Here is a 25,881-nt window from a genome sequence, read left to right as displayed (position 1 = left end):
CATTGCTCGCCCTCAACGGCATGACCAAGCGCTTCGGCGCGACCAACGCCCTCGAAGATGTGAGCCTCTCACTCTCCGGGGGCGAAGTTTTGGGCCTGGTCGGTCATAACGGGGCGGGCAAGTCGACACTCATCAAGATCATCGCGGGGGCCCAAGCGGCCGACAGCGGAACCATCGTGGTGAATGGGACGCCCGTGCACTTCCACTCTCCGCACGATGCCTATGCTGCCGGCATCCGGGTGATCCACCAGGACGCGCCGCTGGTCCCCAGTTTCGATACCATCGACAATTGCTTCCTCGGCCGCCCCTACCCCAAGCGCGCCGGACGGATCGACCGCAAGGCGATGCGCGAGGCAATCGCCCGCCATGCCCGCGAGATCGCGCCGGACCTCAAACTGGACGTTCCGGTGGCCTTCCTGCCGCCGGCAGAAAAGCAGTTCGTGCGCTTGCTCAAGGCTGTTTCGGACGAGGGGCGCATCCTGGTCCTGGACGAGCCGACCGCGGCGCTGCCGGCGGAAGATGCGCACAAGTTCTTCGCGGTGATCGAGCGCATGCGCGCCCGCGGCACCGCCATCATCCTCGTCAGCCATCGGCTCGACGAAATCGCCGAATTCTGCGATCGCGCCGTCGTGTTGCGGGACGGCCGGGTCGTCGAGGAACTGCCGAAAAGCGAGCTCGATGTCGCCCGCCTGGTAACCGCCATGGGCGGCACGCACGCCGCAAACGAGGACCGGCCGCCGGTAGCCGCCAGTGCGCCCCGCATTCTCGAGATCGAGGGGCTGGTGACCGGTGAGTTGCGGACCCCGGCCAGCCTTGCCGTCCGCGCCGGCGAGGTCGTTGCGCTCTATGGGCTCTCGGGCTCGGGACGCTCCAGCCTGCTGCAGGCCCTCTGGGGCGCGGCGCCGATCGAGGACGGTTCGATCAGGCTCGAGGGCGCGGCCTATCGTCCGCGATCTCCGCGCGACGCGGTGCAGGCGGCGGTATCCTACGTGCCGGCCGACCGGCACCGCACGGGCCTCTTCGGCAGCCTCGACCTGGTGTTCAACAAGACGTTGCCGCTGCTGTCGTCCTACCGAAGAGTGCCGGGCCTGCCGATACCCGACACCAAGGCCGAACGCTCCGCGTTCCTGGTGGCCGCCGAGCGGGTTTCGATGGCCTTCCGTTCTCCCGGGCAACTGGCCCGCACGCTCTCGGGCGGCAACCAGCAAAAGCTCATCTTCTCGCGCTGGGCCAACCGCCATTCGCGCGTGATGCTGCTGGACGAGCCCACCGAAGGCGTGGACGTGATGGCCAAGCAGACCATCAAGGAAATCATCCGCGCCATCGCGGCCGACGGCAATGCCGTGCTGGTTTCCACCTCCGACCGCGACGAGGCGCTGGAGTTGGGAGACCGCGTGCTGGTGTTCCGCGACGGCGCGGTGGTTGCCACTTTCGAGCGGGCGCAGGCGTCGCCCGAAGCTCTTTCTACCGCCGCTCAGGCAAAGGCCAAGGCATCGTGACTGCACTCAATCTCAGCCGTTTCGGCACCCTGATCGCCTTCCTGCTGCTGTGCATCGGCTTTTCGATCGCCGCCCCACAGGCCTTCGCCACGCAGGCCAATGTCTATAACCTCATCCAGCAGATGGCGACGCTCGCCATCGTGGCGACCGCCGCAACGCTGGTGATGACTATCGGCGAGTTCGACCTCTCGGTCGGCTTTTCGGCCTCGCTCGCCGCCGTGATCTGCTTTGCGCTCTTCGGCCAGGGCTATGATGTGTGGCTGGCGGTGCCGGCGGCCCTGCTCGCCGGTCTTGCCGCGGGGGTGGCCAATGGCGTGCTGGTGGCCCGGTTCGGCATTCCCTCTTTCGTGGCGACACTTGCGCTCGGCACGATCCTCTCCGGACTGGCCTTCGGCGCTTCGGGCGGCGCCAGCATGTTCAAGAGCGTGCCGGACGGGTTCAAGTCGCTGGCGCGCGGTGATGTTTTCGGCGTCCCGGTACTGGCGCTCTGGATCGCCGCCGTCCTGGGCGTTGCCAGTTTCGTGCTGACGCAGACCGAGTTCGGCCGCCGCCTGCGCGCCATCGGCGGCAACGCCCAGGCCGCGCGCCTCGCCGGACTGCCGGTGATGCGCGATGTCATTGTCACCTTCGCCGTTGCCGGCGGCCTCTCGGCGCTGGCTGGCCTCCTGCTGGCTTCGCGCCTCGGCAGCGTGCAACACACGATGGGCGAGCCGCTGCTGCTGCCGGCCTATGCCGCGGTCTTTATCGGAACCACCGCCTCGCCCACCGGCACGCCCTCCGTCGCAGGCACCCTGCTGGGCGTGGCGATTACCGGCGTGCTGGCCAATGGCATGACGATCCTGGGCGTCGATCCCTTCATCCAGAAGATTCTGACGGGCGTCATCATCATCGTGGCGGTGCTGCTACGCCGCATGGGGCGGACCGCACAATGACCTCTCCCAAGGACCCAATCCTGGTTTTCGACATCGGCAGTTCCGGGCTCAAGGCGGCGCTGTTTGCCGCCGACGGCACCATGGTCGATCGCGACGAAGTCAACTATCCGGCCGGCCCGAATCCGCACCGGCAGTCTCCCCTTGGCTGGTGGGAGGCGGCGGTGGAGGCCGTCAGCCACCTGCCGCCGCTCCACGTCTCGGCGATCGTGCTGAGCGGGACCATGGAAAACCTTATCCCGGTGGACCGCGACGGCAATCCGCTCGGAGACGCCCTGCTCTATTCCGACCCGTGCGGCGTGCCCTATGTCGAGGCCTTCCGGCACAGGATCGACCCGGCCATCGCCGGCAATGCGCCCGAGCCGCTGATGACGGCTTTCAAGCTGGCCTGGCTGCGCGAGCACGAACCCGACCACTACAGGAAGGCCGAGAAGTTCCTGCCCGGCTCGAAGGATTTCGTGGCCTATAAGCTCACGGGCAAGTTCGTCACCGACCCGACCTGCGCTGCCACGACGGGCCTGATGGACCTGACGCGACGCGACTGGTCGAGCGAACTGCTCGCCATCTTCGGAATCGATCTCGGCCAGTTGCCGGTCATCCTGCCGGCCGCGACGGTCATCGGGACGCTGACAGAGGAGGCCGCGCAGCTGCTTCATCTCGAGCCCGGCATTCCCATCATCAACGGGTGCGGCGACGGCGGCGCGACGACGGTCGGCAGCGGCGCGGATCACACGGACGACGTGAGCCTTTACCTGGGCACCACGGGTTGGGTAGCGCGTGTCGCACCAGCAAGCGCCTCGGCCGAGCCGCGTCCGTTCTACCGACTGCCCCACCCGCTGACCGACGACATCATCGAGATCGCGCCGATCCTTTCGGCGGGCGCCGCGGCGGAATGGGCCCGGAACGCGGTGGGCGTCGACATCATTCGCGGCGACACCCTGGCAGAGGCCGCGGATGTGCAACCGGGCGGCGCATTGTTTCTGCCTTATCTCCATGGAGAGCGGTCGCCGTTCATCGACCTGGACGTGCGGGCAGCGTTTCTGAATGTTTCCAGCAATGACGGCCCGGGCGAGCTCTACTACGCGGTGATGGAGGGGGTGGCCTTCGCCATCAACGCCAATATCGAGGCCATGGGCGGGTGTGCTGCCGGGAATGTGAGCCTGGTCGGCGGAGGCGCCTTGAGCACCGTGTGGCCGCAGATCATCGCGGACGTGCTCCGCACGCCGATCACGCGCCCGGCCAGCCCGGTCAACGCCACGAGCTTCGGCGCTTTCCGAATCGCGCTCAAGGCCCTGGGTCACGAGGACGCCGAAACCAGCTTTTCGATCGCCGCAGCGCCCCGCCCCGAACGCTTCACGCGCCTTGAGCGACAACAGCAGCTCTTCCAGAGCGGCACGGCCTACGTCCGATCCTTCAGTCGATAGTTGCACGCCAGCAACACTGGCCACGCCCTGATGTGACATGCATCGGCGCCGCTGGGGCAGCCGCGCTACGCGTGATCGACTGACCGAGAACTGGGCAGGTATCTGACAAGCTCGGCCGGCATGTGTCTGCCCTGCTTCTACCATACATCAAGCAGGTCCATTGCAGATTAACGCGATAGTGGCGCCTGCCTGGCTTCGCCTATCGCTCTATACTCATACCCAATTGACCGCTCACTGATGCGGAGCATCAATTATGACATTTCTGAATTTGATCTACGCGACAACTATACTGATGTTTTATTTCATGTCACTCAAATGACATCTTATTGTTACATTTCAAGACTCAAACGAATCTCTTTTCTAGTTCACTTTAGTTGTATATAGATTTTGGCGTCGAAAACGACATTGGGGCGTGACGAATGAACTGAGCTGGAAACCGAGGGCGCGGGTCGGCAGATTCGACCGCCGGGGACCACGTAATGTCGCCGTCACTTACACAAACTCAAACGTAGCAGGGCTCTCGAGCCCAGCCCATTCGGTGCCGGTCGCGAACGCGAGGGCAGACGCTTCGTCACGTGCGTAAGGCGCACCGTGCGCCGCAGTTGGGCAAACCAAGACTGACTTGGAGGTCAATAAATGAATATCAGGAACCTGCTTCTGGGTTCGATCGCCGCTGCTGGCCTTGCCACCAGCGCCCAGGCCGCCGACCTCGGCGTGCTGACTTCGCTCGACGTGTGTGACTCGCTGGGGCTTTCCGGCCTCACGATCTCGTCGGACACGAACTGCCTGCAGATCACCGGCGAGATCAAGTACGAGTTCAACTGGGGCGACTACAAGAGCACCGGTGTGGGCAGCAGCGCCGGTGACTACCGCATCGTCGGCACCCCGGCGGGCACCTTCGGTATTGCCGACAACGGCGGCGGCAACGACTGGCAGAGCCGCATGCAGGCTTTCATCCGCTTTGTCGCCACGGCCGACAGCGATTTCGGCCCGGCCAAGGCCGTGATCAAGGTTCGCCAGGAAGTCTACACCAAGACCTATAACGGCGGTCAGTACGACGACTCCGACGACACCAAAGGCGTCGTCTTCGACGAGGCCTATGTCTCGATCGGCGACTCCACCGTCATCATGGCCGGCAAGAAGGGCTCGATCATCAACAAGGGTGACGACGAGCCGTTCAACTTCCTCGGCCTCTTCAATTCCGAAAAGGTTGACCTGGGCGTCGGCTACAATGACGGGCTCTCGGATACCGACCTGACCAAGATCAAGGACGGCGGTCACGTCATCCAGATCGTTTCGGACCTGGGCAACGGCGTTTCGATCGGCGCAGGCCTGGAAGCCCTCAACAACAGCTCGGCCGCACAGGCCGGCACCGCTGTTGGCGTGGTGAACTACAAGGGCGAGAGCCTATCGGCTCACCTGACCCTGCTCGCGGGCGGCATCCTTGACGGCAACGTCAATGCCTATGCCATGCATGCTGGCGTCACCGGCACGTTCGACAACTTCAAGGTTCGTGGCGCCTTCGCCGCCAACCGCGACGTGATCAACAGCCGCACGAACTGGGAAGCTCTCGCTTCCGCCCAGGCTACGTTCGACATGTTCACCCTCGCCCTCTCGGGCGAAGTGCAGAACGTCAAGTCGATCCAGAGCTGGGGCTTCGGCGGTTCGGCCGGCTTTGCCGTCACCGACGGGATCACCATCAATCTCGGCGGCCGTTTCTTCGACGGCGACACCGATACGGCCAACAACGAAGGCTACCAGGTTGCCGCCCAGCTCGTCGCTGCTGTGACCGAGACCCTCAAGCTCACCGGCGAAGTCGGCGTCTACGGCCAGAACAACGGCGTGAGCGGCGGAACGGCCGGCACCTACGAGAACATCTTCTACGGCGCAGCCGAAGTGGCATGGGCTCCGGGCGGCGACTTCACCACCTCGCTCAAGGGCCAGGCCTTCTCGAACGGCGGCTACAAGGCCACGTTCAAGGCCGCCAAGACCTTCCAGTAAGCGACCTCCAAAGTCTTAGCTGGACAAGGGGAGAGGCCCGGCATGCAAGCGGGCCTCTCTTCACGCCGGGCTCATAGCGGCGCGACGAATCGATAGTGTTTCCGCATCTCGAAAATGCATGTCAGGCATGTTTCTGATGCGTTGCAGCTTTGCAACACAACTACCTCAATGTTCCGAGAGCCATTTTCGGCCCTCTGCCGCCCGCCGGCACTCTGACGTCATCCCCCCCCTTACGCAAATGTCCGTAGCGTGTCTAAACCTCATCACGAGCCCGTGACGAGGCCCACGCGAGTCGTTGTTCAGCAACATCAAAGTTCACGAAGCGGCCACAATTTGGTCATTACACGCATTCAGCGTCGACTTGACTCTACCATACCTCCACCTCGCGCCGTTTTTGAGCAGTTCTTTTGTGTTTCTGCTGCATTACTACTTTTAGTTATGCTTCGTATATCCACATTCTGACAAACTTACGCCACAGCTCGACTCGGGCGGATTCGCTTTTGTTTCGAATTTTTCTCGCCTATAGATTGTTCGTCGTAGAACGACATTGGGGGCGTGACGATGAACTGAAGCTGGTTGCCGCACCACGTGATCGGGGAAACCCGGACATGGGCGATCAGGGGAAGCAGCGTCGCAAAACCAACTCACACCAAACTGGGCTCAAAGCCCGGCTTACTTGGTGCCGGTCGCGCAAGCGAGGGCAGAGGCTCAAAGAGCCGAGGCGCCGAGATGGTCGGGAAACCAAGACTGACTTGGAGGTCAACAATGAAAATCAGGAACCTGCTCTTGGGTTCGATCGCTGCCGCTGGTCTCGCCACCGGCGCACAGGCTGCCGATCTGGGCGTTCTGACGTCGCTCGACGTCTGCGATTCCCTGGGTCTTTCCGGCCTGACCATCTCTTCCGACACCAACTGCCTGCAGATCACCGGTGAAGTGAAGTACGAATTCAACTGGGGCGACTACCGCACGTCCAACGGCGCGACCCCGGCGGGCTCGACTGGCGCGGTGGTGGTTGGCACTCCGGCTGGCGCCTTCTCGATCGCCGACAACAACGGCGACACCGATTGGGGCAGCAAGGTTGAGGCCTGGATCAAGTTCGTGGCTACCGCTGACAGCGATTTCGGCCCGGCCAAGGCCGTCCTGAAGATCCGTCAGATCCAGGAACAGCAGTGGACCAACTCCACCGTGAGCGAACTGGGCGACAACGAAGACCTCCACTTCAACGAGGCTTACGTTTCTATCGGTGACTCGACCGTGATCATGGCCGGTAAGAAGGGCTCGATCATCAACAAGGGTGACGACGAGCCGTTCAACTTCCTCGGCCTCTTCAACTCCGAGAAGGTTGACGTCGGCGTTGGCTACAACGACGGCCTCTCCGACACTGACGGCACCAAGATCAAGGACGGCGGTCACGTCATCCAGATCGTTTCGGATCTCGGCAACGGCCTGTCGGTTGGCGCTGGTCTCGAAGCTCTCAACCAGTCGTCCGCTGGCCAGGCTGGCACGGCCGTTGGCGTGATCAGCTATGCTGGTGAATCGCTGACCGCTCACGCTACCTTCATGGCTGGTGGCATCCTCGATGGCGACATCAAGGCATACGCCGTCCACGCTGGCATGACCGGCACGTTCGACAACTTCAAGGTCCGTGGCGCTTTCGCTGCCAACAACGACCTGGTGAACAGCCGCACGAACTGGGAAGCTCTTGCTTCGGCCCAGGCCACGTTCGACATGTTCACGCTCGCCCTCTCGGGTGAAGTCGAGAACGTCAAGGCAGTTCAGAGCTGGGGCTTTGGCGCTTCGGCCGGCTTCGCAGTCACCGACGGCATCACCATCAATCTCGGTGGTCGCTTCTTCGACAGCGACACGAACACCGCCAACACCGAAGGCTACCAGATCGCGGCTCAGCTCGTTGCAGCTGTGACCGAGACCCTCAAGCTGACCGGCGAAATCGGCGTGTACGGCTCGAACAGCGGCCTCGTTCCCCCGGCTGGCCTCGGTGGCACCGCCGGCACCTACGAGAACGTCTTCTACGGCGCTGCCGAAGTGGCATGGGCTCCGGGCGGCGACTTCACCGCTTCGCTCAAGGGCCAGGCCTTCTCGAACGGCGGCTACAAGGCCACGTTCAAGGCCGCCAAGACTTTCCAGTAAAACGACCTCCAAAGTCTTAGCTGGAATATGGGGGGAGGCCTGGCATGCAAGCGGGCCTCCCCCCGACCATTTGAGATTTGAGGCCAAGAAAACCCGCCCCGGATTGCCGGAGCGGGTTTTTCGTTTTCAGGCTGGTCGCAATAACAGAGGGGCCGGTTCGGTGAACCGGCCCCTCGGCATTACAAACGATCGCAGACGCCCGCTAGTTGTCGCGGACCTTATAGGGCTTCTGGTCCTTCCAGAAGCGCATCAGGCTTTCGAGGTCCGGATCGCCGCCTTCCGGCAGCACGATCTTGACGTTGGCGTACAGATCGCCCTCGCCGTAAAGGCCCTTGCCCTTGAGGCGCAGCGACTTGAGCGTGTCCACACCCGCGGGGAGGTTGAGCTCCACCGAGCCATCCAGGGTCGGCACGCGCACCTTGGCGCCGAGCACGGCCTCGTAGAGCGTGATCGGCACGTCCACCCGCAGGTCGTTGCCATCGCGCCGGAACATCTTGTGGTGGGCGAACTTGACCGTGATGATGGCGTCTCCGGGCTCGCCACCAAAAGGCGAAGCGTGTCCCTGCCCCTTGAGCCGGATCTGCTGGTTTTCCTCGACCTTGGCCGGCAGCTTGACCGAGAGCACCTTGCCGGTAGGCATCCGCACCGGAACGGAAGCCGCCTTGTTGGCGTCTTCCAGGCTCACGGCAACGGTGGCTGTGACATCCTCGCCCTTGGCCGAGGCAGATGTCGCGCCAGCACCAGCGAACGGGTCCCAGCCCTGGCTGGTCCGCGACTGGCGTCCCTGCCCGCCCAGGCCACTCATGAATTCCTTGAGAATGTCCTCGGCCGAGAAATTGGCCGAACTGCCGCCCCCGCGGGCAGTGCGAGCACCGGCGCCGCCGAAGCCGCCGCCGTTGCCGAATCCTGCGAAACGGGGGTTGCCCTCTGCATCGATTTCGCCACGGTCGAACTGCGCCCGCTTCTCCTTGTCGTTGAGAAGGTCGTAGGCAGCCGTGGCCTCGGCGAATTTGGCGTGGGCCTTGGGGTCGTCTTTGTTCTGGTCGGGATGATACGCCTTGGCCAGTTTCCGGTAGGCGGACTTGATGTCCTTCTCACTCGCCGAGCGTGACACCCCAAGCACCGTGTATGGATCGCGCATGGGTTCCAATCGAATCGTATGGCGGTTGCAGAACCGCACTTTCACGTCCTATATGGCCACGGCTCCCCGGCTTGTCCAGTTCACGACCGAAGGTCTTCTTATGACTGCCGAAAGAACTCTTACCGACCGCCTGCTCGACGATGCCGACGAGGGCTTCATCGACCCGTTCGACCTCTTCGAGGAATGGTTCGCGCAGGCCAAGGCCAGCGAGCCCAACGACCCGCACGCCATGGCGGTCGCAACCGTGGATGGTGACGGCCTTCCCGATGTCCGCATGGTGCTGCTCAATGCGCATGACCGGCGCGGCTTTGCCTTCTTCACCAATTTCGACAGCGCCAAGGGGCGCGAGCTGCTGGCCCATCCCAAGGCGGCGTTCGTGATGCACTGGAAGTCGCTGCGGCGCCAAATCCGCGTCCGCGGACCGGTGGAGATCGTCGACGCCTCGGAGGCCGACGACTATTTCCATAGCCGCGCGCGCGGCTCGCAGATCGCCTCGAGCGCATCGGAGCAATCGCGTCCACTTAGGAGCCGGCGGGAGCTGATGGAACGTGTCGAAACGCTGACGGCCCGCCTCGAGGGCGCCGAAGTGCCTCGCCCCGCGCACTGGTCCGGCTTCCGCATCGTGCCGCACCAGATGGAGTTCTGGAAAGACGGCGAATTCCGCCTGCACGATCGCTTCCTGTTCACCCAGGACGCCATCGGCGAATGGCGGCGGCAACGCCTCAATCCCTGACGCATCGAGGGGGCGATGCGTATCCTCATCCGGACGTCCAAGTGGGCAATCTGGGCCCGGCGGCTCGCAAGCTTCGCGATCCCGCTGGCCGTTATACCCGTCATTCTCCACCGCCAGCAGGTCATCGCCACCGAGGCTTTCCATGCCATGGAACTGGTCGCGGCGGTGGTCGCGGGCATGGCGCTGGTCGCCAGCCTGGTGGCGCTCGTGCGGCTCTGGATCAGCGGCGATCGCGGTTGGGACCGCGCGTTTGGCGGGCTGGTGCTCAGCCTTATCTGCCTTGCACCCCTCGCCTATGGCGTACTGGAAGCCAGCCGCTATCCGCGCGTAACCGATGTCTCGACCGACCCTGAACTCAAGCTGGCGCTGGCCGCCGGAGGTCAAACCCCCGGGGAGACGGGCGGCGCTATCGAAGCTGCCTTTCCCAATGCCAAGACCCGCTCCTACCCCCTGGGCGCACCGCAGGTCTACGATCTGGTAGCCAAGCTCGTGAGCGACTGGGGTTGGGACGTGCGCCTGCGCCAGGCGCCGGCAACGGTGCGCAGCGACGGCCAGATCGATGCCGTGGTCACGACCTGGCTGGGCTGGCGCGACGAAGTGGCGATCCGCGTCGCTACGGCCAATGGCGGAGCCAAGGTCGACATGCGGTCCGCATCGCTGACGCCGAGCTTTTCCGATCTCGGGGCCAACGGGCAACGCATCGAGGAATTCCTGGTGGCGCTCGACAATGCCGTCACCGGCGTGCTGCGCGACAGTGTGCTCGGCGCGCCGTCCGAGCCGGCAGCCCCGCCCCCGCAGGAAACGCGGAACGACACCGATACCGTCGTGCCGGCGGAGCGTCCCAGTGACCTGCGACCGCCGCCGCCCGATCCCTTCGACACAGAGGCGCCGCCGCCCGATTGATCAGGCGGGTGCCAGCTGCGTCCCCAGTAGCGTCCGGCGCATGCGCAACGCACCCTGCCCGGCCAGATACTCGACATGGGCGCGCACCGTCATGGCTGCAGCCATCCGGATTGCCGGGGACTGCTGAGGGTAGATGGACTGCACGACGGCGCCGATGGACTGGGCTCCCGCGCCTACGGCTTCAACTATCTGGGCGTTTCGCAACTCGCGATGCGCCTTGAGCGCGCGCGCATAGCTCTGCCCCTCGATGATGGGACCGCCGTGGGCGGGATGAAACTGTGCGTAGGGACTGGCAATGATCCGCTCGAGGGAAGCGAAATAGTCGCCCATCGAGCCATCGGGAACGGCGACCAGGGTGGAATTCCAGCCCATGACGTGATCGCCGGTGAGCAGCAGCGGCGTGCTGCGGAGGCCGAACGCCAGGTGATTGGCGCAATGGCCCGGCGTCGCGATGACTTCCAGCTCCATGCCGTCAAAGCTGAGAACTTCGCCGTCCTTAAGAACGCGATCCGGGACCAGCCGCCAGTCGCATGACCGCGACAGGGTGTTGATCTCGAACGGATGCAGCGGGCGCGACAGCCTGTGGCGCCCTTCGAACCAGACCGGGGCACCGGTTGCGGCGCGGAGGCGCGGAACGAGGGCGGAGTGATCCTTGTGAGTGTGGGTCAGGACGATCGCCTCGACCGGACGGCCGGCGATGGCGGCGAGAAGCGCTGCCAGATGAGCATCGTCGTCGGGCCCCGGATCGATAATGGCCAGGCGATCGCGGCCGATGAGAAAGGTATTGGTGCCGGTGAACGTATAGGGGCTGGCATTGGGCGCCGTCAGGCGCTCCAACCCGGGAATGACCGCTACAGGCGCCCCGATTTGCGGATCAAAGTCTGTGTTGAACACCAGGGAAGGCACAGAGGTCATTGCGTTGCCGGATTCCACTGACTAGAAATAATCGAACATAGTTTCTTGGGTGGACCTTTATCGCAATGGCGCTAACTCTGACGACCCCGAATACGATCCTGGGCGTGCTCGAGCCGAAGGCCGACACCAACCGTATGGTGGCCAACGCCTTCACCGTCCTCGCGGGCACGATTCTCCTGGCGGTTTCCGCGCGGATCAACATTCCGCTGATCCCGGTTCCCGTCACTTTCCAGACCCTCACCGTGGCAGTGCTGTCGGCAGCATTCGGCTGGCGGATCGGCGTGGCGACCGTCGTTGCCTACATCGCCCAGGGCCTGCTCGGCCTGCCGGTCTTCGCGCGCGGGGGCGGGATCGCCTACCTCATGTCGCCGACCTTCGGGTTTATCGTGGGCATGATCCCGATGGCCTACATTATCGGCCGCGCCGCCGATGCCGGCCTCTCGCGCCGTCCGCTGGCGCTGTTCGGCGTGATGGTCGCGGCGGACGCCGTCTGCTTTGCCCTCGGGTTCGTATGGCTCCTGATGCTGGCCGCCGGCACCACCTGGATCGACCAGAGCAACGTGCTCGGCTCGGCCTTCGCCGTTGCGGTGCAGCCGTTCATCGTTTGGGACATCATCAAGATGGCCTTCGCCGCGATGACCGTGACCGGCGCCTGGGCGCTGCTGGGCAGCCGTAAGGCCTGATCTTTCGGCACCATTGAATTGCAAGGGCCGGCTCATTGAGCCGGCCTTTTTCGTTCGCCTAGGCGCGGGGCGCAGCCGCCCGTTGCAGGCGATCGTTGATCGCTTCGCCCAGCCCCTCTTCCGGGATCGGGGCCACGGCGATCTTGCCGACACCCATCGCGTCGAGGTCATGGAGCATGGCGAAGAGATTGCGCGCCGCCTCGTGCAGGCGCGCGGTGGGCGAGAGATTGAGCAAGGGGCGGTCGGTGGCAGGAGCGGGGCCGAAGGCCAGGTAGGCCTCGTCGGCAAAGGGCGCTTCGGCGTTGAGACGCAAGGTGGCCTGTGGCGCGTAGTGGCTCGGCAACATGCCGGGCGCGGCTATGGCCGCGTCATGCTCGGCGACCTCGATGCGGCGCCCGAGCATCCGCTCGGCCTCGTCGCGAGCCAGGGCGCCGGCGCGCAGTTGCACGACACTGTCACCGACGACCTTGAGGATGGTGGATTCGACGCCCGCCTCGCACGGACCGCCATCGAGCACAGGCACGCGGCCGCCGAAACCGATACGCACCTGGTAGGCGTTGGTCGGCGACAGGCGGCCGGAAGGATTGGCCGAGGGCGCAGCCAGTGGACGACCGGCGGCGCGAATGAGATCGAGCGCCAGGGGATGGTCTGGAATGCGGATGGCGATGGTATCGAGGCCGGCCGTCACGATATCGGAAATCTTGTTGCCGGACTTCTGCGGCAGCACGAGCGTGAGCGGGCCGGGCCAGGCCTTGGCGAGGCGCTTGGCCAGGGGCGAGAACTCGGCAAGGCTCTCGGCCATGTCCAGGTTCGCGCAATGGACGATCAGGGGATTGAAGCGGGGCCGGCCCTTGGTCTCGTAGATCGAGAGCACCGCGTCCGAATTGGTGGCGTCTGCCCCAAGACCATAGACGGTCTCGGTAGGGAAGGCGCAAACCCTGCCCGAGATGAGAATGTCTGCGGCCTCTTGGACGCTCTGCGGATCGATCAGGTGCTTATTCATGCGCGCTGTTTGACAAGGGGGGCGTGCCACGTCAAGAAGACATACCGGCGGCATCGCGACGTACCAAGCATGACCACTCTCCTTATTAGCCAAGCTAACTTTGAAAGTCATGTGACGCCATCGGGGCATCCCGAGCGCGCCGACCGCGTACGTGCGGTGGAACAAGCGCTTTCCCATGACCGCTTCGCGCCGCTCAAGCGCCGCATGGCGCCCTCCGGCGACCTGTCGCTGGTGCAGCTCGCCCATGACCGCGACTATCTGGCGCGGCTGCGCGACGCGCGACCCGCCGAGGGCATCGGCCAGATCGACGAGGATACGTTCATCTCGGCAGGCTCGCTGGATGCTGCCGCGACGGGGCTCGGGGGAGCGCTGGCGGCACTCGATGCGGTGGCGATGGGCGAGGTCGACAACGCCTTCTGCGCCATCCGTCCACCCGGCCACCACGCCGAGATCGTCAACCCGATGGGCTTTTGCCTCATCAATACCATCGCGATCACAGCACGCGAGGCGCAGCGCAAGTATGGCGCGGAGCGCGTGGCGATCGTCGACTTCGATGTCCATCACGGCAACGGCACGCAGGATATCTTCAAGGACGATCCCACGGTCTTCTACGCGTCGAGCCATCAGATGCCGCTCTACCCCGGCACGGGTCGCCCCGACGAGCACGGGGTAGGCAACATCCTCAACGTGCCGCTGCAGGCCGGCACCGATGGCGAGGCGATGCGGATTGCCTATCTCGAGGCGATCCTGCCGGCCATCGATGCCTTCTCGCCGGATTTTCTCTTCGTCTCGGCCGGTTTCGACGCGGATTACCGCGATCCGCTGGCGCAGCTGAACTGGCACCCGCAGGACTATGCATGGGTCACGGGCAAGCTGATGGACATTGCCGAGAGGCGATGCGGCAACCGGCTCGTCTCCCTGCTGGAAGGTGGATATGACCTGCACGGGCTTGCCGAAGGGGTGACAAGCCACGTCACGATGCTACAAGACGGCACGCTCTAACCGCCCACCGGGATTCTGCCATGGCCGAGAACATCAACGAAGACATCAAGGCAATGAGCTTCGAGCGGGCGCTCGAGGAACTGGAGACTATCGTCCAGAAGCTCGAGAGCGGCCGCGCGCCCTTGCAGGAATCGATCGCGATCTATGAGCGCGGCGAAGCGCTCAAGGCCCATTGCGATGGATTGCTCAAGACTGCCGAGGCGCGCATCGAGAAGATTACGCTCTCGCGCGACGGCAAGCCCGCCGGCACCGAGCCTCTCGACGAGAGATGAGCGAGCGGATCCGGCTCGACCTGGCCCTGGAGCAGCGCAAGCTGCTGCCGAGCCGGGCGCGGGCACGCGATGCGATCCTGCGCGGCACGGTCACCGTGAATGGCGTAGTGGCCGGCAAACCGCACCAGATGGTGGCGGCGAGCGACGCCATTGCCCTTGACGACCCTGCATCGCGATATGTGTCACGCGCCGCGCTCAAGCTGCTGGCGGGGCTGGATGCGGGCGCAATCGCGGTCGAAGGAAAGACCTGCCTCGATGTCGGCAGTTCGACGGGCGGGTTTACGCAGGTGCTGCTCGAGCGTGGCGCGGCCCGGGTCTATGCGGTCGATGTCGGGCACGACCAGCTCCATCAGCGCCTGCGCGGATCGAACCGGGTGGTTTCGCTCGAAGGCGTCAACGCGCGCGACCTCGATGCCGGCCAGATTCCCGAACCCATCGACCTCTTGGTTTCCGATGTCAGCTTCGTTTCGGTGACGAAGGTCCTGGCCGCGCCGCTTGCCCTCTGCCGCCCGGGCGCCGAAGCGGTGATCCTCATCAAGCCGCAGTTCGAGGTGGGCCGCGACAATGTCGGCAAGGGCGGGATCGTAACCGATGCCGGCGCGATCGAGAGGGCGATTACGGATGTGATCACGTTCCTGGCCGACGAAGGCTGGGCGCACCGCGTTTCGGTCCCATCCCCCATTTCGGGCGGAGACGGCAATACCGAAACCGTCGCGGTGTTCCTGAAGGCCTAGCGCGCGCTCAGTATCCGACGCCGCCCGGCCGTCCGGTCTGGGCACGATGGCGCAGGAAGTGGTCGGCGAGCGTCACAGCCATCATCGCTTCGCCGATGGGAACGGCGCGGATGCCCACGCACGGATCGTGGCGGCCCTTGGTGATGATGTCGGTATCCTCGTTCGCGGTCGTCACCGTCTGGCGCGGGGTCAGGATCGACGAGGTCGGTTTGACCGCAAAGCGCACCACGACCGGATCGCCGTTCGTGATGCCGCCCAGGATGCCGCCGGCGGAATTGGAGAGGAAATAGGGCGCGTCAGGCCCGGCGCGCATCTGGTCGGCGTTAGCCGTGCCGGTGAGGCTCGCCGCCTCCATGCCCGCGCCGATTTCGACGCCCTTGACGGCATTGATCGACATCATGGCAGAGGCAAGGTCGGCGCTCAGCTTGCCGTAGATCGGCGCGCCCCAGCCGACCGGCACGTTCTCGGCAACCACCTCGATGACCGCGCCGACGGAATCGCCGGACTTGCGCAAACCGTCGAGATATTCCGCCCACATCGCGGCGGCCTTGGCATCGGCACAGAAGAAAGGGTTCTGGTCGACCTGGTCCCAATCGAAATTGGCGTAGTCGATCTTGTGCGGACCGACCTGGACGAGGCTGGCCCGGATCCTGACCTCGGGGATGACGAGGCGCGCAACGGCGCCGGCGGCAACGCGCGCGGCCGTCTCGCGGGCCGAGGAGCGTCCGCCGCCGCGGTAGTCGCGCAGGCCGTATTTCTGGTGATAGGTGAAGTCGGCGTGGCCCGGACGGTATTTGTCGCGGATCTCGCCGTAGTCCTTGGAGCGCTGGTCGGTGTTTTCGATCAGCAGCGAAATCGGCGTGCCAGTGGTGCGCAGGCCATCGGTGCGCTCGTCCTCGAAGACGCCGGAGAGGATCTTGACCTCGTCGGCCTCGCGCCGCTGGGTGGTGAAACGCGACTGGCCGGGCTTGCGGCGGTCGAGATCGCGCTGGATCACTTCGGGAGAAATGGCGATGCCCGGCGGGCAGCCATCGACCACGACGCCAAGAGCGGGACCGTGGCTCTCGCCCCAGGTGGTGAAGCGGAACATCTGGCCGAAAGTATTGTAGGACATACTGCTCCTTACTCCCGACACCCGCGGGAAACTGCGGCTGTTCTAGGGAGATGGCCCGGCAACGTCAATTCAGACGTCGTCGACCCCGATCAACTCCAGATGCCCTTCGGTGAAATGCATGATGACATCCTGGGCCGGCGTCCAGTTGATAACGTCCGCGATCGGGGCGTGCTGGACCAGGACCCGCAGGACGCGCGCGACGCCGCCATGGGCAACCACGACCGAGGGGCCGCCCAGATCGAGCGCAAAGTCGCTCAGGCGTGCCTCGACATCGAGATAGTTCTCGCCGCCCTCGGGCCGAAATTCCCAGTAGTCCGCGCCCCGGTCGCCGGGCGCAGTGGCCATGTGGGACGGGAGTTCGGCATGCAGGAGCCCTTCCAGGGCGCCGAAGGAGATTTCCATCAGCCGGGGGTCGATCGAGACCTCGGGAAGCGGCCCGTCGAAGGCCGCCCGGATGCGCTGCATGGTTTCGCGGGTGCGTCCGAGCGGGGAAACGTGCCATTCAAGCGCGTTGGGATCAATCTGCCGCGCCTCGAAGAGCCGCCGCAAGGTGTGACCGTTGAGATCTGCCTGCCCCTGGCCCGTGGCATTGAGCGGAATGTCGCGCTGGCCCTGGTAGCGCTTTTCGGCGTTCCAGTCGGTTTGGCCGTGCCGGATGAAATACAGTTCCGGCCACTGGAGTGCAGTCATCTCTATGCCCTAAACACCAATCGAAATGGCCCGCCGCAGGCGGGCGAATTCGGCTCCCGTCCACCGGTGCTTGCGGCGGCCACCCGGTTATTGGGCGGCAGCCGGCTCGTCGAGGACGCGCATGCCGATAATGTTGAAGCCGGCGTCCACGTGGTGGATCTCGCCCGAGACACCGCTCGAAAGATCCGACAACAGGTAGAGGGCGGCTCCGCCGACATCGTCGATGGTGACGTTGCGGCGCAGGGGCGCATTGGCTTCCTGCCAGTGCAGCATGTCGCGCAGGCCGGAAATGCCCGAAGCGGCGAGGGTCTTGATGGCGCCGGCCGAGATGGCGTTTACGCGGATGCCCTTGGTGCCGAGGTCAGTGGCGAGGTAGCGCACCGAAGCTTCCAGCGCCGCCTTGGCAACGCCCATGACGTTGTAGTTCGGCACGTATTTTTCGGCGCCGTAATACGTCAGCGTCAGGAGCGAGCCACCCTCGCTCATCAGCTCCTCGGCGCGCTTGGCGACCGCGGTGAACGAATAGACCGAGATGTCCATCGTCAGCTTGAAGTTATCGCGCGTGGTGTTGATGTAGCGACCTTCGAGCTCTTCCTTGTTGGAGAAACCGATGGCGTGCACGACGAAGTCGAGCTTGCCCCAGCGCTGCTTGATCTCGGCGAAGGTCTGGTCCATCGCCGCTTCGTCGCCCACGTCGCATTCGACCAGGAAATCGCTGCCGATTTCGGCTGCCAGCGGCTCGACGCGCTTCTTGAGGGCTTCACCCTGATAGCTGAGGGCGATTTCGGCCCCTTGCGCATGCAGGGCCTTGGCAATGCCCCAGGCGATCGAGCGGTTGTTGGCCAAACCCATGATCAGGCCACGCTTGCCGGCCATCAATCCATCAGCCATCGGAATCCTCGCGAAAGTTGTCTGGCCCGCTTGTCGCACAGGGCTTGGAGCCGGGCAAGTTCTAGCTTTTCGCCGGACTGGGGACAGATTATGGTCCGCTCCATGTCCTTGACCTCAAAGCAGATCATTGAAGCGCTGTCCGGCATTGCCGGTTCGGGCGCCGTCATCGGCGACACCTCCAGGATGGGCGCCTTTCTCAACGAGCCGCGCAAGCGCTTCCACCAGACGGCGGTCGCGGTGGTGCAGCCGGGAAGCGTGGAGGAAGTGCAGGCCATTGCGCGATGGGCCAGTGCCAATGACGTCAAGCTCATCCCCCAGGGCGGCAATACGGGACTGGTCGGGGCGCAGGTGCCTCTGTCGGGCAACGAGGTGATCGTCAGCCTGACGCGCCTCAACAAGGTGCGTACCATCAACGCCGATGCGGGTCACATGACCGTCGAGGCCGGCCTGACGCTCGAGGAAGCGCACCGGGCAGCGGAGGCGGAAGGCGCCATGCTGCCACTGTGGATCGCCTCGCAGGGTTCGGCGCGCATCGGGGGTGTTCTCTCCTCCAATGCCGGTGGCGTGCAGGTGCTTGCCTATGGCAACGCGCGCGAGCTGTGCCTGGGCGTCGAGGCGGTGCTGGCCGATGGACGGCTCTACCAGGGGCTCAACGCGCTCAAGAAGGACAATACCGGCTACGACCTCAAGGACCTGCTGGTGGGCGCCGAGGGGACGCTGGGGATCATCACCGCGGCGACCGTCAAGCTCTTCCCCCTGCCCGAGGCTCACGAGACGGCCTTCGTGAGCGTGGCCTCGCCCGAGGCGGCGCTGCAACTCTTCTATCGGCTCCGCGAGCGCGCGGGCACGCAGCTCACGGCGTTCGAGTTGATGCCGCGTTTCGGGATCGACCTGCAGCTCAAGCACGGGATGATCGCCCGCGATCCATCCGCCGGGCCCTCGCCCTGGTATGCGCTGGCGGAAATCTCGATCCCCAAGGGAGGCGCCTACGGGCTGCTGCAGGCGGGCCTCGAAGCGGCGCTTTCGGACGGCACGATCGCCGATGCGGTGGTGGCCGAATCCCTCGATGACCGCAACCTGATGTGGGCGACCCGCGAGCAGATGTCGGACGTACAGAGCCGCGAGGGCGCATCGATCAAGCATGACGTCTCGGTGCCGATCGCAGCCGTGCCGGCGCTGATCGCGGAAGGCAGCGCGGCCGTGGAGCGCCTGCTCCCCGGCATTCGACCCTGCCCGTTCGGCCATCTCGGGGACGGTAACATCCACTTCAATCTCAGCCAGCCGCCGGGCGCGGATGGAAAGGCCTTCATGGCGGGCGCAGAGCCGTTGCATGAAGCGATCTACGAGATCGTCACGCGCCTGGGAGGCTCGATCTCGGCCGAACACGGCATCGGCCAGCTCAAGACCGAGCTGCTCAAGTCACACAAGGATCCAGTGGCCCTGGAGATGATGCGCGCCATCAAGCAGGCGCTCGACCCGAAGGGCATTCTCAACCCCGGCAAGGTCCTGGACGGGTTGCCAGGATCGATGGGATCGTAACGAAATCCAATGCGAATTGCGGAGACCTTCGTGGCGAAACAGGGCGAGTTCAACGGCGCCAGCATGGCGATCTTTCGCGGCGACGAGGTGCTGTTGATCCGGCGGGCGCGCGAGCCTTTTCTCGATTACTGGACGCTGCCGGGCGGACGGCGCGAGCCGGGAGAGACGGCAGCGCAGACGGCCATCCGCGAGGTTGCAGAGGAGACCGGGGTCTCGGTGTTTTCGGCCTCGCAGGTCGACATCATCGATATCGGCCAGGAGGCGAGGCCATTCTGGCTCGCGGTTTTCGTGAGCGACGATTTCGAGGGCGAAATCATCGGCTCGGACGAGATTTCCGGGCATTGCTGGGTGCGGTTCGACGCGACCGCGCCATTGCTGGTGACCCCGGAATTGCCCGATGTGCTGGTCAAGGCGCGAGCGGCGCTCGCGCCGGGCGCGGCCGGCCACTAGCGGATATCGGCCGGTTCTGGCACTAAACTCCCATGAAAGCAGCCTGGCACCACCGAATCAGAACCACCGTGAGACTGGTCACAGTCCTCGCCACGGTCTGGTGCCTTCCTTCCGGCGCGCGAGCGGTCGACCCGCTCTACCAACCGCAGATGGAACGCCTGGCCGAGATCATGGGCAGCCTCTATTTTCTCGAACCTCTGTGCAAGGCCGGAGGAGCGGACTGGCGTGCCCAGATGGAAGCGCTGATCGCTGCCGACGAGCCGGACGAAGATCGCCGCCAACGGCTCGCGGGTGCATTCAACAGCGGCTACACTTCGTTTGCTCGGCTTTACGAGGTTTGCACAGATTCGGCGTCCGAGGCGTTGACACGACTGCTCGCGGAAGCCGAAAAGACGGCGCGGGACATTCATTCGCGCTACGCCGAATAGGATCGGAATTATCCACAGGCCGGCGCCCAGCGCTTCCTGCATTAAGTAAAATTCCTGACCCGCCGTTAACCTTCAAGTTACGTCTCATCTCTATGGGCCGCCCGGTCGTGCTAGCAGTGATTCATGCGAACGACCAAGAGTCCCTTTTCAGCCGCCGATGCCGGTACGCCCCTGAGCAGCGATCACGCTGAGCAGCAGATGGCGCTCGAATACCTGGCGGAGGCCTGGAACATGGCCGAAGAAGACGGGATAAGCAGCGTGGCGCTGGCGCATGCCTCGATCTTCGCGGCGCTGGCGACACTGGTTCGCGCCCACGGGGAGACCGTGGCTGCCGAGATCATCGCGGCGCTTCCCGAGCGCATCGAGGCGGGCGAATACAACCTGGATCGTTCGCTGCAATAGGCTTGCCCGGCCGGACACGGTGTTGTTCACTCCCCTGGGGCAGACGAGGGAGAACAGCATTGAAGACGAAGCTCTTCGTTGCCGCCGCTTTGGCCATGGCCATCGGCGCCAGCCTGCCCGCCCTGGGCGAAACCACCCAAAGTTTGAGCATTTCAGACCGACTCGAGGACCTTCCGCCGCCCGTACGGGAGATGCGCCAGAAGCTCATCGAGGCGGCCACGACCGGCGAGGTAGCCAATCTCGTTACGCTGATGGAAGCGCAGAAGGAGCCGCCGCAGATCTCGTTCGGCGATCCGCCGCGCGACACGGTGGCCTTCTTCAAGGAGAACTCGCTCGATGGCGAGGGGCGCGACGCGCTGGCGGCACTGGTCGAGATCCTCAAGGCGCCTTATGCGCTCGAAACCTATGGGGAGGACCAGGTCTATGTGTGGCCGTATCTGGCCGGCATCGATGACTTGGGGGCCCTGACGCCGGCGCAACTCGTGGATGCATATCAGCTCACCAGCCCGCAGGGGCTCAAGGAGATGATCGAGTTCGGCGGATGGTTCGACTACCGCGTCGTCATCGCGCCCGATGGAACCTGGTCCGCCTTCATACGGGGCGACTAGGCGACCGGTTCGAGCGTTTCGAGGAAGCGCATCGGCTGGCCGGTCGAGGCCGCCAGCAATTCGTTTTCCCACATGACGGTGCGGCCGCGGATGATGGTGCCGACGGGCCAGCCGGTGACCTTGACCCCGTCATAGGGCGTCCAGCCGGCGCGCGAGGCCACCCACTCGTCGCGGATGGTTTCTTCGCGCTTGAGGTCGACGATCGTCAGGTCGGCGTCATAGCCGACCGCGATGCGGCCCTTGTTGGCGATGCCGAACAGGCGATTGGGACCGGCGCTGGTCATGTCGACGAAGCGGGCCAGGCTCATGCGACCGGCATTGACGTGGTCGAGCATGATGGGGACGAGCGTCTGGACGCCGGTCATGCCCGAGGGCGAGCTCGGATAGGGCTTGTCCTTTTCCTCGCGCGTATGCGGGGCGTGGTCGGAGCCGAGAATGTCGGCCACGCCGTTGTCGACCCCGGCCCAGATGCCGGCGCGATGGGCGGCGTCGCGGACGGGCGGGTTCATCTGCGCGTAGGTGCCCAGGCGCGTGTAGGCGGTTTCGTCCAGCGTCAGGTGATGGGGGGTGACCTCGACGCTGGCGACGTCCTTGTGGTCGGCCAGGAACACCATTTCTTCGGCGGTCGAGATATGGAGGACGTGGATGCGCTTGCCCGTTTCGCGCGCGAGACGCACCAGGCGCCGGGTGGACATCAGCGCCGCCTCCGGATCGCGCCAGACCGGGTGCGAGGACGGATCATTGGGGACGCGCAGCGGCTTGCGGTCTTCCAGGCGATATTCGTCCTCGGAGTGGAAGGCGGCGCGGCGGCGGATGGCGGTCAGGATCGCCTTGACCCCGGCATCGTCCGAAACCAGCAGGCTGCCGGTCGAGGACCCCATGAACACCTTGACGCCGGCACAGCCGGGCAGACGTTCGAGCTCGGGAAGTTCGGCGACGTTGTCGTGGGTGCCTCCGATATAGAAGGCGAAATCGCAGTGCATGCGATTGGTGGCGCGGCGGATCTTGTCGTTGAAGGTTTCGGCCGTGATGGTCAGCGGGTTGGTGTTGGGCATCTCGAAGACACCCGTGACCCCGCCCATGACTGCCGAAAGCGAGCCGGATTGCAGGTCTTCCTTCTGCTCGAGGCCGGGCTCGCGGAAGTGGACCTGGGTGTCGATGACGCCGGGCAGGATATGGAGCCCCTTGCAGTCGACGACCTTGTCGGCCGCGCTCGGGTCGAGCGAGCCGAGCGCCACGATGCGTTCGTTCCGGACGCCGATATCGGTGACGTGAGCACCGTCCTGGTTGACGACCGTGCCGTCCTTGAAAATCACGTCATACTGCGCCATGTCTGCCATTCACCGGTTCTAGTCCAATGAGGCCGGTTGTAGGGCAAGGCCCTTGGCCTAGTCCAGTGTGGAGCCAGATATGTCCGTCACTCTCCGTTCCGACCGCGCCGTGCTTCGGTTTTCCGGGCGCGATGCGCAGAAACTGCTCAATGACGTGGTCACGGGCCATGTCGTGGCCGAGCCGGGGCCGGCGCGCTGGTGGGCGCTGCTTTCGGCCCAGGGCAAAATCCAGGCCGAGGGGCTGGTCGGCTGGGACGGCGACGCCTTCTGGCTGGACGTGCACGAGACGGTTGCCGACAGTTTCCTCAAGCGCATGCGGCTCTATAAGCTCCGCGCCGAAGTGACGATGGAAGACCTCAGGGCGAGCCACCGCGTGGGCTGGAGCGCCGAGCCGCCGCAGGCGGGCATCGTCCATGCCGACAGCCGGGCGGGCGGCATCGGCTACCGGGTCATCGACACCATCGAGAATGCCGCGGGCTGGGAGGCGGACACCACCCCCTACCTCGCCGCGCGGATCGCGGCGGGCGTTCCCGAGCAGGGCGCGGACTTTGCCGCCGACTCGACCTTCGCCCACGATATCGGCATGGACCTTCTCGGCGGCATCGACTTCGACAAGGGGTGCTATGTCGGCCAGGAAGTCGTCTCGCGCATGAAGCATCGCGGCACGGCGCGCCGCCGGCCGGTGATCGTGGCGGCGCCCGCAGCGGAAGCGGGAATGCCGGTGCTGGTGGGCGAGCGCGAGGCCGGAACGGTCGGCGCCGTGGCCGATGGAAAGGCCGTGGGCATCGTGCGGCTCGACCGGATCGTCGATCCGGCGGGCGTCACCGTGGCCGGGGCGCCGGCGAGCCTGGTCCTGCCCGCATGGGCCACCTACGCATTTGGAGAATCGGTCGCGAACGAATAGGAAACGGTGTCTCCTTCCACTTGAGGGCGAAATGGCACGTGCGACCAATCGGGCCTGGCAGCGTATGCTTTCGGGCCGGCGGCTGGATATTCTCGATCCCTCCCCGCTTGACGTGGAGCTTTCCGATATCGCCCACGGCCTGGCGCGCGTGGCGCGCTGGAATGGCCAGACGAAGGGCGACTACCCGTTCTCGGTGGCCCAGCACTCGGTGCTGGTGATGGAAATCCACCGGGCGCTCAATCCCGATTGCAGCCCGGCCGCATCGCTTTATGCCCTGCTCCACGACGCCCCCGAATACGTGATGGGCGACCTGATTTCGCCCTTCAAGGCGGCGATCGGGGGGAATTACAAGGACATCGAGAACAGGTTGCTGGGGGCGGTGCATGTTCGCTTTTCCCTGCCTGCCCACCCGCCGGCGGCGCTGGTCAAGCAGATCAAGGCAGCGGACCGTGAGGCGGCTTTCTTCGAGGCGGTGAACCTTGCCGGTTTCGATCGCGACGAGGCGCGGCGGCTTTTCGGGGAGCCGACTTTGCCGGCCTTCGACTTCGATCAATTCGAGCGACTGATCCGGCCCTGGCCGACCCGGGAAGCCCATGACCGCTTCGTTTCCGCCTTCGAAACGCTGAGCGCAAATCAGTAAAATTCTAAGCAAAATTAACGCTGTCGGCTGATCGACTTTGCCTTGCCGCAGCGGCTATGGTTGATAAACCGTTAAGAACCGGCGCTACTCGAGCGCCGGACTGTCCTGTTTTGGGAGAGTGCCATGGCCTTGCCGACCAAACCCGTACTCGTCGGGATGACTTTGGGTGCAACCGCCGCCACCGCCCTGGCGATGACGGGGGCGGGCTCCGACATTCGAGCCTTTGCCGACGAGATGCTCGCGCCCAGCTTCGACAAGTCCAAGCTGGCGATCTTCGACGACTCCCTGTTCACGATCGAAACCGAGCCGAACGTGTCGCTGGAAGCGACGCACACAGCGGTAGTGCGCAAGATCGAGTTCGGCAGGACGAGCTTCGTCAAGATCATGACCACGCCGAGCGGGACGTATTCGACCGACGGCCTCGCCTCCCCGCATGTGCGCTACCCGGGCATCCATGTGACGCCGCTGACGGGTGCGGGCGTGCCGGTGACGAGCGTGGCCTTCTGGTCCGACAAATCCGGCTGGACGGTCGCGCCGCTGCTCAGCGCCGGATCGATCTTCGCGCTCGGCAACTAGCCGGCGGCTGACCCCTTGAAGCGGTAGAAGACGTGGAGGCCGATCTTGGTCACGCGTTTGAGACGCGGCGCCCAGTCCGGATAGACGTAGGTGGCATGGTAGTGCGTGGCGTTCGCGACCTCGGTGAGGTAGAGCTCGCCGCTGGTGACCTTCTTGGCGATTTCCTCGGCCTGGGCCCATGACTTCTTGTCGGTGACCGTCTCCGGGATGCCGTCGCAGGCAAAGGAGAACTGGCAGGCATTGCGCCGCTCCTCACCCTGGAAGACCACCCCGCAGATGGTCTTGGGATAGAGCTTGTGCTTGAGCCGGTTCATGACGACCTGGGCCACGGCGACCTGGCCGCGATAGGACTCGCCGCGCGATTCGAAATAGATGGCCTCCGACAGGCACCAGAGCTCGCGATCCGAATACTTGGTGGAAGCGGGCTTGGTGTCGAAGCTCGTGACCGGGGCCATTTCGCGGGCATAGGCGAGCTGGCCGGAGGCGGAAGCGGGCATGGGCACCGTGGAATCGATGGCCTGGAGCGCTTCGGACCCGGCCGCGGGATCGAGCGAGGCGACTTCGAGCGGGCGCGGCATCACCGATACCTTGGTGTCGGCGGCCGAAGCGGTCTTGGTGGTCGCAGCCTGCTCGGCAGCGGCGGCGAGGCGCGTACGGGTCTGCTCGAAGGATTTGGTGAGGGCCAGCACATCGACATTGATGCGCGCGCGGTCCTGCTTGAGGACGCGGTTGGGACCGGTGAATTCCTTGCTGGCAAAGAGCTGCTTGACCGAGCCGGTGATGGTGACCTTGTCACCCGAATAGGAAAGCGTCGCGGAGGGCGGGACGACGGCCGGGACTTCGGCCTCGCCATATGCCGGTGCCTGCGCGCCGCCGATCATGGTCGCGTAGCCGACAAGGCAAAAAACAGCCGCCGCCAGA

Annotated in this window: 27 protein-coding genes; 19 read left to right on the top strand and 8 right to left on the bottom strand. The window is 64.8% G+C overall.

Annotated elements, in window-relative coordinates:
• Positions 1 to 2: 2 nt before the first annotated feature.
• The 5 genes from FNA67_RS05605 (at position 3) to FNA67_RS05585 (ending at position 8,001) form a co-directional block, all read left to right on the top strand.
• Positions 3 to 1,499: a sugar ABC transporter ATP-binding protein gene (locus tag FNA67_RS05605; protein ID WP_147655343.1), complete on the top strand. Its 1,497-nt coding sequence runs from the start codon at positions 3 to 5 to the stop codon at positions 1,497 to 1,499.
• Positions 1,496 to 2,431, top strand: coding sequence for an ABC transporter permease (locus FNA67_RS05600; RefSeq protein WP_049704276.1), 936 nt, complete (start codon positions 1,496 to 1,498; stop codon positions 2,429 to 2,431). The genes FNA67_RS05605 and FNA67_RS05600 overlap by 4 nt, the downstream gene beginning before the upstream one ends.
• Positions 2,428 to 3,852, top strand: coding sequence for a xylulokinase (locus FNA67_RS05595; protein WP_147655342.1), 1,425 nt, complete (start codon positions 2,428 to 2,430; stop codon positions 3,850 to 3,852). The genes FNA67_RS05600 and FNA67_RS05595 overlap by 4 nt, the downstream gene beginning before the upstream one ends.
• A gap of 636 nt (positions 3,853 to 4,488) precedes the next feature.
• Positions 4,489 to 5,853, top strand: a complete 1,365-nt coding sequence (locus tag FNA67_RS05590; protein ID WP_147655341.1) for a porin family protein — start codon at positions 4,489 to 4,491, stop codon at positions 5,851 to 5,853.
• Positions 5,854 to 6,618: 765 nt separating this feature from the next.
• Complete coding sequence (locus FNA67_RS05585; RefSeq protein WP_147655340.1) at positions 6,619 to 8,001, top strand: porin family protein; 1,383 nt, start codon at positions 6,619 to 6,621, stop codon at positions 7,999 to 8,001.
• Positions 8,002 to 8,203: 202 nt separating this feature from the next.
• Here the strand turns inward: FNA67_RS05585 and FNA67_RS05580 are convergent, their stop codons facing one another.
• On the bottom strand, positions 8,204 to 9,142 hold the full coding sequence (locus FNA67_RS05580) for a DnaJ C-terminal domain-containing protein (RefSeq protein WP_049704272.1): 939 nt from the start codon (positions 9,140 to 9,142) through the stop codon (positions 8,204 to 8,206).
• 100 nt (positions 9,143 to 9,242) lie between these two features.
• Between FNA67_RS05580 and pdxH the strand changes: the two genes are divergently transcribed.
• Both pdxH and FNA67_RS05570 read left to right on the top strand, forming a co-directional pair.
• A complete protein-coding gene (gene pdxH, locus FNA67_RS05575; RefSeq protein ID WP_049707854.1) occupies positions 9,243 to 9,875 on the top strand; it encodes a pyridoxamine 5'-phosphate oxidase in 633 nt (210 codons plus the stop codon).
• Between the two features lie 15 nt (positions 9,876 to 9,890).
• Positions 9,891 to 10,778 carry a DUF1499 domain-containing protein gene (locus FNA67_RS05570; RefSeq protein ID WP_147655339.1) on the top strand — a complete coding sequence of 296 codons (888 nt, stop codon included), beginning with the start codon at positions 9,891 to 9,893 and terminating at the stop codon, positions 10,776 to 10,778.
• On the opposite strand, the gene FNA67_RS05565 is transcribed toward FNA67_RS05570, so the two are convergent.
• Positions 10,779 to 11,693: an MBL fold metallo-hydrolase gene (locus FNA67_RS05565; protein ID WP_147655338.1), complete on the bottom strand. Its 915-nt coding sequence runs from the start codon at positions 11,691 to 11,693 to the stop codon at positions 10,779 to 10,781.
• Between the two features lie 65 nt (positions 11,694 to 11,758).
• On the opposite strand from FNA67_RS05565, the gene FNA67_RS05560 reads away from it, so the two are divergent.
• Positions 11,759 to 12,376 (top strand): biotin transporter BioY, encoded by a 618-nt coding sequence (locus FNA67_RS05560; RefSeq protein WP_147655337.1) that lies wholly within the window; start codon positions 11,759 to 11,761, stop codon positions 12,374 to 12,376.
• Positions 12,377 to 12,434: 58 nt separating this feature from the next.
• On the opposite strand, the gene FNA67_RS05555 is transcribed toward FNA67_RS05560, so the two are convergent.
• Positions 12,435 to 13,379, bottom strand: coding sequence for an L-threonylcarbamoyladenylate synthase (locus FNA67_RS05555; protein ID WP_049704268.1), 945 nt, complete (start codon positions 13,377 to 13,379; stop codon positions 12,435 to 12,437).
• Between the two features lie 69 nt (positions 13,380 to 13,448).
• Here FNA67_RS05555 and FNA67_RS05550 point away from each other — a divergent pair, with 69 nt between their 5' ends.
• From FNA67_RS05550 to FNA67_RS05540, 3 genes are read left to right on the top strand one after another with little or no spacing between them, the layout of a single operon-like run.
• A complete protein-coding gene (locus FNA67_RS05550) occupies positions 13,449 to 14,381 on the top strand; it encodes a histone deacetylase family protein (protein WP_147655336.1) in 933 nt (310 codons plus the stop codon).
• Positions 14,382 to 14,401: 20 nt separating this feature from the next.
• Entirely contained in the window at positions 14,402 to 14,653 is a 252-nt protein-coding gene (locus FNA67_RS05545) for an exodeoxyribonuclease VII small subunit (RefSeq protein ID WP_049704266.1), read from the top strand.
• Entirely contained in the window at positions 14,650 to 15,387 is a 738-nt protein-coding gene (locus FNA67_RS05540) for a TlyA family RNA methyltransferase (RefSeq protein WP_147655335.1), read from the top strand. The genes FNA67_RS05545 and FNA67_RS05540 overlap by 4 nt, the downstream gene beginning before the upstream one ends.
• A gap of 7 nt (positions 15,388 to 15,394) precedes the next feature.
• Here the strand turns inward: FNA67_RS05540 and aroC are convergent, their stop codons facing one another.
• The 3 genes from aroC to fabI form a co-directional block, all read right to left on the bottom strand.
• A complete protein-coding gene (aroC, locus tag FNA67_RS05535; protein ID WP_147655334.1) occupies positions 15,395 to 16,501 on the bottom strand; it encodes a chorismate synthase in 1,107 nt (368 codons plus the stop codon).
• A 69-nt stretch (positions 16,502 to 16,570) separates the two neighbouring features.
• Positions 16,571 to 17,191 carry a histidine phosphatase family protein gene (locus FNA67_RS05530; RefSeq protein WP_049704263.1) on the bottom strand — a complete coding sequence of 207 codons (621 nt, stop codon included), beginning with the start codon at positions 17,189 to 17,191 and terminating at the stop codon, positions 16,571 to 16,573.
• 87 nt (positions 17,192 to 17,278) lie between these two features.
• Complete coding sequence (fabI, locus tag FNA67_RS05525) at positions 17,279 to 18,088, bottom strand: enoyl-ACP reductase FabI (RefSeq protein ID WP_210246465.1); 810 nt, start codon at positions 18,086 to 18,088, stop codon at positions 17,279 to 17,281.
• 96 nt (positions 18,089 to 18,184) lie between these two features.
• Between fabI and FNA67_RS05520 the strand changes: the two genes are divergently transcribed.
• The 5 genes from FNA67_RS05520 to FNA67_RS05500 all read left to right on the top strand — a co-directional run bounded on the left by FNA67_RS05520 (position 18,185) and on the right by FNA67_RS05500 (position 21,509).
• Positions 18,185 to 19,621 (top strand): FAD-binding oxidoreductase, encoded by a 1,437-nt coding sequence (locus FNA67_RS05520; protein WP_147655333.1) that lies wholly within the window; start codon positions 18,185 to 18,187, stop codon positions 19,619 to 19,621.
• Positions 19,622 to 19,651: 30 nt separating this feature from the next.
• Positions 19,652 to 20,071 carry an NUDIX domain-containing protein gene (locus FNA67_RS05515; RefSeq protein ID WP_170267218.1) on the top strand — a complete coding sequence of 140 codons (420 nt, stop codon included), beginning with the start codon at positions 19,652 to 19,654 and terminating at the stop codon, positions 20,069 to 20,071.
• A 68-nt stretch (positions 20,072 to 20,139) separates the two neighbouring features.
• Complete coding sequence (locus FNA67_RS05510; protein WP_170267217.1) at positions 20,140 to 20,499, top strand: TIGR02301 family protein; 360 nt, start codon at positions 20,140 to 20,142, stop codon at positions 20,497 to 20,499.
• A gap of 123 nt (positions 20,500 to 20,622) precedes the next feature.
• Positions 20,623 to 20,901, top strand: coding sequence for a hypothetical protein (locus FNA67_RS05505; RefSeq protein ID WP_049704260.1), 279 nt, complete (start codon positions 20,623 to 20,625; stop codon positions 20,899 to 20,901).
• A 59-nt stretch (positions 20,902 to 20,960) separates the two neighbouring features.
• Positions 20,961 to 21,509, top strand: coding sequence for a hypothetical protein (locus FNA67_RS05500; RefSeq protein ID WP_049704259.1), 549 nt, complete (start codon positions 20,961 to 20,963; stop codon positions 21,507 to 21,509).
• On the opposite strand, the gene FNA67_RS05495 is transcribed toward FNA67_RS05500, so the two are convergent.
• Positions 21,506 to 22,840, bottom strand: coding sequence for a dihydroorotase (locus tag FNA67_RS05495; protein ID WP_147658142.1), 1,335 nt, complete (start codon positions 22,838 to 22,840; stop codon positions 21,506 to 21,508). The two genes, FNA67_RS05500 and FNA67_RS05495, sit on opposite strands and share 4 nt — an antisense overlap.
• 79 nt (positions 22,841 to 22,919) lie before the next feature.
• On the opposite strand from FNA67_RS05495, the gene ygfZ reads away from it, so the two are divergent.
• From ygfZ to FNA67_RS05480, 3 genes are all read left to right on the top strand, one after another.
• Positions 22,920 to 23,744 (top strand): CAF17-like 4Fe-4S cluster assembly/insertion protein YgfZ, encoded by an 825-nt coding sequence (gene ygfZ, locus FNA67_RS05490; protein ID WP_147655331.1) that lies wholly within the window; start codon positions 22,920 to 22,922, stop codon positions 23,742 to 23,744.
• 31 nt (positions 23,745 to 23,775) lie between these two features.
• On the top strand, positions 23,776 to 24,384 hold the full coding sequence (locus FNA67_RS05485; protein WP_147655330.1) for an HD domain-containing protein: 609 nt from the start codon (positions 23,776 to 23,778) through the stop codon (positions 24,382 to 24,384).
• A gap of 123 nt (positions 24,385 to 24,507) precedes the next feature.
• Positions 24,508 to 24,960: a hypothetical protein gene (locus FNA67_RS05480; protein ID WP_147655329.1), complete on the top strand. Its 453-nt coding sequence runs from the start codon at positions 24,508 to 24,510 to the stop codon at positions 24,958 to 24,960.
• Here FNA67_RS05480 and FNA67_RS05475 read toward each other — a convergent pair.
• On the bottom strand, positions 24,957 to 25,841 hold the full coding sequence (locus FNA67_RS05475) for a cell wall hydrolase (protein WP_053167707.1): 885 nt from the start codon (positions 25,839 to 25,841) through the stop codon (positions 24,957 to 24,959). The two genes, FNA67_RS05480 and FNA67_RS05475, sit on opposite strands and share 4 nt — an antisense overlap.
• Positions 25,842 to 25,881: the final 40 nt, after the last annotated feature.

The sequence above is a fragment of the Youhaiella tibetensis genome, from assembly GCF_008000755.1.
GTDB lineage: Bacteria > Pseudomonadota > Alphaproteobacteria > Rhizobiales > Devosiaceae > Paradevosia > Paradevosia tibetensis.
The sequence above is the reverse complement of the archived record's forward strand: the minus strand, read 5'-3'. Positions and strand labels throughout refer to the sequence as shown.